General features: G+C 63.1%; 6 protein-coding genes. All 6 read left to right on the top strand.

The features are described from left to right. The first annotated feature begins 427 nt into the window (after nucleotides 1–427). The gene (locus tag CF161_RS25820) at nucleotides 428–1201 is read left to right on the top strand and encodes an ABC transporter ATP-binding protein (protein WP_020299575.1); all 774 of its coding nucleotides are present in this window, start codon (nucleotides 428–430) and stop codon (nucleotides 1199–1201) included. 13 nt (nucleotides 1202–1214) lie between these two features. Further along, on the top strand, nucleotides 1215–1967 hold the full coding sequence (locus CF161_RS25825) for an ABC transporter substrate-binding protein (RefSeq protein WP_020299576.1): 753 nt from the start codon (nucleotides 1215–1217) through the stop codon (nucleotides 1965–1967). Nucleotides 1968–2032: 65 nt separating this feature from the next. Further along, nucleotides 2033–2725 carry an ABC transporter permease gene (locus CF161_RS25830; protein ID WP_020299577.1) on the top strand — a complete coding sequence of 231 codons (693 nt, stop codon included), beginning with the start codon at nucleotides 2033–2035 and terminating at the stop codon, nucleotides 2723–2725. Beyond that, nucleotides 2725–3414: an ABC transporter permease gene (locus CF161_RS25835; protein ID WP_020299578.1), complete on the top strand. Its 690-nt coding sequence runs from the start codon at nucleotides 2725–2727 to the stop codon at nucleotides 3412–3414. The genes CF161_RS25830 and CF161_RS25835 overlap by 1 nt, the downstream gene beginning before the upstream one ends. Before the next feature lie 71 nt (nucleotides 3415–3485). Further along, on the top strand, nucleotides 3486–4697 hold the full coding sequence (locus CF161_RS25840) for a methyltransferase (protein WP_020299579.1): 1212 nt from the start codon (nucleotides 3486–3488) through the stop codon (nucleotides 4695–4697). A gap of 470 nt (nucleotides 4698–5167) precedes the next feature. After that, the coding region (locus CF161_RS25845) for an ABC transporter ATP-binding protein (RefSeq protein ID WP_020299580.1) at nucleotides 5168–6000 on the top strand (833 nt) is incomplete at its 3' end.

The raw sequence follows: 6000 nt of genomic DNA on the forward strand, positions 1-6000 counted from the left end.
ATGGCGCGGGCTGCAAGCCGACCGGCGGGTCAGCGCAAGTCATTGAAGTTGATAGCAATTAGCCACAGCGTTACCGAGAGACTCACTTTGTAGGACGAAACACTGCACCAGAAACACACCCCCAAACGGCGTTGCGCCCAATTAAGGTGCGGATCCATGACCTTTGGCCCCTTGACGCTTCCAACACCCGGCCAAAGCTGGCACCATCGCGCCTTTTTTTACGCGACGCCCACCACGAACCGGGTTCAAACAGGCGTTCGGTTGTTGATGGCGCGACAGTCTGCTGTGCTGATGCGACAACCTGCCGCACACCGTCTGTTTACCCGCCGTGGCGCTGTTGGCTGTGATTGAAACCCTATGCTAGCTTGGCGCCTCGCCAGGAAGGCGGCCAACAGCAGGAGCGCAATGAACCCAATGAGGACCGCACATGGCTGAGGCCACGCCCGCGCTTGAAATCCGCAACTTGCATAAACGCTACGGCTCGCTGGAGGTGCTCAAGGGCGTCTCGCTGACCGCACGCGACGGCGACGTGATCTCGATCCTGGGCTCCTCCGGTTCTGGCAAGTCCACCTTCCTGCGCTGCATCAACCTGCTGGAAAACCCGCACCAGGGCCAGATCCTGGTCGCCGGTGAAGAACTCAAGCTCAAGCCCGCCAAAAATGGCGAACTGGTTGCCGCCGACGGCAAGCAGATCAACCGCCTGCGCAGCGAAATCGGTTTTGTGTTCCAGAACTTCAACCTCTGGCCGCACATGAGCGTGCTCGACAACATTATCGAGGCCCCGCGCCGGGTCCTCGGCCAAAGCAAGGCCGAGGCCATCGAAGTGGCCGAGGCGCTGCTGGCCAAGGTCGGCATCGGCGACAAGCGCCACGCCTACCCGTCCCAGCTCTCCGGTGGCCAGCAGCAACGCGCGGCCATTGCCCGCACCCTGGCCATGGCGCCCAAGGTCATTCTGTTCGATGAACCGACCTCGGCCCTGGACCCGGAAATGGTCCAGGAAGTGCTGGCGGTGATCCGCGCCCTGGCCGAAGAGGGCCGTACCATGCTGCTGGTGACCCATGAGATGGGCTTTGCCCGCCAGGTTTCCAGTGAAGTGGTATTCCTGCACCAGGGTCTGGTAGAAGAGCAAGGATCGCCACAGCAGGTCTTCGATAACCCGCTTTCGGCGCGCTGCAAACAATTCATGTCCAGCAACCGCTAACGGAGCTACACGCATGCAGAGCTATAAAAAAATCCTCCTGGCCGCTGCCGTCACCCTGGCCTTCAGCGCCACGGCTGCCGCCGAGACCCTGAAAATGGGGATCGAAGCCGCCTACCCGCCGTTCAACAATAAAGATGCGAGCGGCCAGGTCGTCGGCTTCGACAAAGACATCGGCGACGCCCTGTGCGCCAAGATGAAAGTCGAGTGCACCGTGGTCACCTCCGACTGGGACGGCATCATCCCGGCCCTGAACGCCAAGAAGTTCGACTTCCTGATCTCCTCGCTGTCGATCACCGACGAGCGCAAGCAGGCGGTGGATTTCACCGACCCGTACTACTCCAACAAACTGCAGTTCATCGCCCCTAAAGCCAAAACCGAGTTCAAGACCGACAAGGCCTCGCTCAAGGGCAAGATCATCGGCGCACAACGGGCGACCCTGGCCGGCACCTGGCTGGAAGACAACCTGGGCGACGACATCACCATCAAGCTCTATGACACCCAGGAAAACGCTTACCTGGACCTGACCTCCGGCCGCCTGGACGCGATCCTGGCCGACAAGTACGTCAACTACGAGTGGCTCAAGAGCGATGCCGGCAAGCCTTACGAGTTCAAGGGCGACCCGGTTGAAGAAAGCGACAAGATCGGGATTGCCGTGCGCAAGAAAGATCCACTGCGCGAGAAGCTGAACGCCGCCCTGAAAGAAATCGTGGCCGACGGCACGTACAAGAAGATCAACGACAAGTACTTCCCGTTCAGCATCTATTGATACTGACTTGCCTGACCGGCGCTCGCCCCCTGGGCGCCGGTCCTTAGCAAAGCCATCCAGAACCCATGAATATCGATCTCTACGGATTCGGCCCGGCGCTCGCCGCCGGCGCGCTGATGACCGTCAAGCTGGCCCTCTCGGCGTTGTGCCTGGGGCTGGTCCTCGGTCTGCTCGGCGCCTTGGCCAAGACTTCCCCGTACAAGCCGCTGCGCTGGCTTGGCGAAACCTATTCGACCATCGTGCGTGGCGTCCCGGAACTGCTGTGGGTGCTGCTGATGTACTACGGCACGGTGAATATGATGAGCGCGCTGGGAGAGTATTTCGGCAACCCCGATCTGGCCCTCAGCCCGTTTCTCGCCGGGGTCATCGCCCTCGGCCTGTGCTTTGGTGCCTATGCCACGGAAGTGTTCCGCGGCGCGATCCTGGCCATCCCCAAGGGCCACCGCGAGGCGGGCACCGCGCTGGGCCTGTCCAAGTTTCGGATTTTCAGCCGCCTGATCCTGCCGCAGATGTGGCGTATCGCCCTGCCGGGCCTGGGCAACCTGTTCATGATCCTGATGAAGGACACCGCGCTGGTGTCGGTGATCGGCCTTGAAGAAATCATGCGCCACGCGCAAAACGCCGTGACCTTCGCCAAGCACCCGTTCACCTTCTTCATGGTCGCGGCCTTCATGTACCTGGGCCTGACCGTGCTGGCCATGACCGGCATGCACTTCCTGGAAAAACGCGCCGCCCGCGGCTTTGTGAGGACGACGTAATGGAATGGGAAGTCATCTACAAATGGCTGCCGAAGTTCATCCAGGGCGCGACGCTGACCCTGGAGCTGGTGGGCATCGCCGTGATTCTCGGCCTGCTGCTGGCCATCCCCCTGGGCATCGCCCGCTCGTCCAAGCTGTGGTACGTGCGCGCCCTGCCCTACGCCTACATCTTCTTCTTTCGCGGCACGCCGCTGCTGGTGCAGCTGTTTCTGGTGTATTACGGCCTGGCGCAGTTCGATGCGGTGCGCGACAGCTTCATGTGGCCGTACCTGCGTGACCCGTTCTGGTGTGCCACCGCCACCATGACCCTGCACACTGCGGCCTATATTGCCGAGATCCTGCGCGGCGCAATCCAGGCCATTCCGCCCGGCGAGATCGAAGCTGCGCGGGCCCTGGGCATGTCCAAGCCCAAGGCGCTGTTCTACATCATCCTGCCCCGTGCCGCGCGCATCGGCCTGCCGGCCTACAGCAACGAAGTGATCCTGATGCTCAAGGCCAGTTCCCTGGCCAGCACCGTGACCCTGCTGGAACTGACCGGCATGGCGCGCACCATCATTGCCCGCAACTACCTGACGGTGGATATGTTCTTCACCGCCGGGGTGTTCTACCTGTTGATGTCGTTCATGCTGGTCCAGGCCTTCCGCCAACTGGAACGCTGGCTGCGGGTCGACGCCTGCCAGGGTCGCTGAAGCGCTACCCGCTCTGCTGATCGCTATCGGCAGAGCGAGCGCATAGCCTGCCCCACTTCGCCGAGCCGCCCATGCCCACCGCCCTCCACGGCCCCGAACTGCACACCCGCTTCCAGGCCCTGGAGCGTTTTCTGCTGGCGCACCAGGCGCTGTGGCGTCCCCGTCCGTTCACCCACCTGCACCTGCCTTGGGAAGCCCGGTATCCCGAGCTGGCACACTGGCTGCGCGGGCGCTCCCTGGCCGACGCCGAGGCCAGCCATACCCACCTGCAGATTCTGGATGCGCCGGCGCCCTTCCCGGCCCTGGCCAGCGAGGCCCTGGCCCTGAGTGACCTCGGCGAGTTGCCCGAACACCCAGTGCCGCCGGCCCGACAACGCCTGAACGTGGACGTGCCCGGGCGCAAATGGCAGCAACTGGAAGCCTTCGCCAGCCGCCTGCAATTTTCTGCCACCCCCAGCCACTGGCTGGACTGGTGCGCCGGCAAGGGCCACCTGGGCCGGCGCCTGCTGCAACCGGGGCAACAGCTGACCTGCCTCGAATACGACCCGGCGCTGGTTGCCAGCGGCCGGCAACTGAGCCAGCACCATCACCTGGACGCCAGCCATGTGCAGCAGGACGTATTGGCCGCCGACGCGGCCTTGCGCCTCAAACCCGAACACACCCCGGTGGCGCTGCATGCCTGCGGCGATCTGCATGTGCGCCTGATGCAACTGGCCAGCAGCGCCGGTTGCCGGCAACTGGCGATTGCCCCGTGCTGCTACAACCGTATCCAGGCCCCGCACTACGTACCGCTGTCGACCAGCGCCCAGGGGTCGGCGTTGCGCCTGTCCCTCGACGACCTGGCCCTGCCCATGAGTGAAACCGTGACCGCCGGCGCCCGGGTCCGGCGCCAACGTGATACCTCCATGGCCCGGCGCCTGGGGTTCGACCTGCTGCAACGCGGCCTGCGCGGCAGCGACCAGTACCTGCCCACCCCGTCGCTGCCCAGCAGCTGGCTGGACAAACCCTTCACCGACTATTGCCGCGACCTGGCGGCGCTCAAGGGTTTGGCCATCAGCGGCAACCCGGACTGGCCGGCCCTGGAAGCCGCCGGCTGGCAGCGCCTGGCCCAGGTGCGCAACCTGGAATTGCTCCGCGGCCTGTTTCGGCGACCACTGGAACTGTGGCTGGTGCTGGATCGCGGACTGTTTCTGCAACAACAGGGTTACCAGGTACGCCTGGGCCTGTTCTGCCAGGCACCGCTGACACCGCGCAATCTGATGCTGCTGGCCGAGCGCGCCTGAGCCCTCCAGCCTGTGGATAACTCTGTTGATGGAATATCCACGACACCTGTAAAACCCTGGCTCAGAGGCCATTCTCAGCGCTGGTCATTTTTTGTTCACACAATAAAATATCGGAAAAACAGCCAGTTGCGAGCTAATGAGAACGGCTTCACAAAATCCAGCAGCCAGGGCTCGCGGCCGCCGTCGATTGTGCATAAGCCCAGCGGCCAAAGGGCATAAGGCCAGCCATTCAAGGTTCCCGCAGCACCTTCGAGCCAGGGCCATCGGACGGCTTTTATTGGCGTTGAACAGAGGCGGCGAGACACCAGAACAAGCCCCCTCGCCCCGGCTTTTTTGTTCGATATTGCTCACCAATTCGGCGAAAAATATTCCATTGATGTAGCAATCCTTTTGACAATAATGGGCCTACGCCTGCCTGAGCCCACAACAAAAACCTCAGATGCCAGCCAGGCCAAAGGGAGAACTTCGTCGTGTCCAGCAATCCCTCTATTCAGCTCAGCGCCCAAGGCATCAGCCAGTACTACGGCAAATTCACCGCCCTGGATGCGATCAACCTGGATGTTCGCCAAGGCGAATTCCTGACCCTGCTCGGACCTTCCGGGTCGGGCAAAACCACCCTCCTCATGATCCTCGCCGGCTTTCTCAGCCCCAGCGCCGGCAAGCTGCTGGAGCATGGCGTGGACATCAGCCAGCGTCCGGCCGAGAAGCGCAACTACGGCATGGTGTTCCAGGGTTATGCGCTGTTCCCGCACATGAGCGTGGCCGACAACGTCGCCTATCCGCTGCGCATTCGCGGGGTCAAGGCCGAGGAGCGCCAGCGCCGGGTCAAGCACATCATTGAAGTGGTCGGCCTCGGCGCCCACCTCGACAAAAAACCTTCGCAGCTTTCCGGCGGCCAGCAGCAGCGGGTGGCTATTGCCCGCGCCCTGGTGTTCGAACCGGACATGCTGCTGCTCGACGAACCCCTGTCGGCCCTCGACAAAAACCTGCGCGAACAGCTGCAAACCGAGTTGCAGCGCATCCACCGCCAGGTCGGCACCAGCTTCGTGTTCGTCACCCACGACCAGGGCGAAGCCCTGGCACTGTCGACGCGGATTGCCATTTTCAACCAGGGCCGCCTGGCCCAGGTCGATACCCCGCAAGTCATCTATGACCGGCCCAACAGCCGCTTCGTCGCCGAGTTCCTGGGCAAGATGAACCTCTTCGCGCTGCAGGACGTGGCACGCCATGGCGGCCAGGCCAGCGGCCGCTGCGGCGACAGCCAACTGCACGCCGCCGCGCCCCAGGCCCTGGGCAGTCAGGC

Origin of the sequence: Pseudomonas sp. CF161 (assembly GCF_000416215.1) — a bacterium.
In the GTDB taxonomy this organism is placed as follows: domain Bacteria; phylum Pseudomonadota; class Gammaproteobacteria; order Pseudomonadales; family Pseudomonadaceae; genus Aquipseudomonas.

Excerpts from the sequence above, each read along its gene's own strand:
- CF161_RS25840 (WP_020299579.1), top strand. The coding sequence starts at position 3,486 with ATGCCCACCGCCCTCCACGGCCCCGAACTGCACACCCGCTTCCAGGCC.
- CF161_RS25820 (WP_020299575.1), top strand. The coding sequence starts at position 428 with ATGGCTGAGGCCACGCCCGCGCTTGAAATCCGCAACTTGCATAAACGC.
- CF161_RS25830 (WP_020299577.1), top strand. The coding sequence starts at position 2,033 with ATGAATATCGATCTCTACGGATTCGGCCCGGCGCTCGCCGCCGGCGCG.
- CF161_RS25835 (WP_020299578.1), top strand. The coding sequence starts at position 2,725 with ATGGAATGGGAAGTCATCTACAAATGGCTGCCGAAGTTCATCCAGGGC.
- CF161_RS25825 (WP_020299576.1), top strand. The coding sequence starts at position 1,215 with ATGCAGAGCTATAAAAAAATCCTCCTGGCCGCTGCCGTCACCCTGGCC.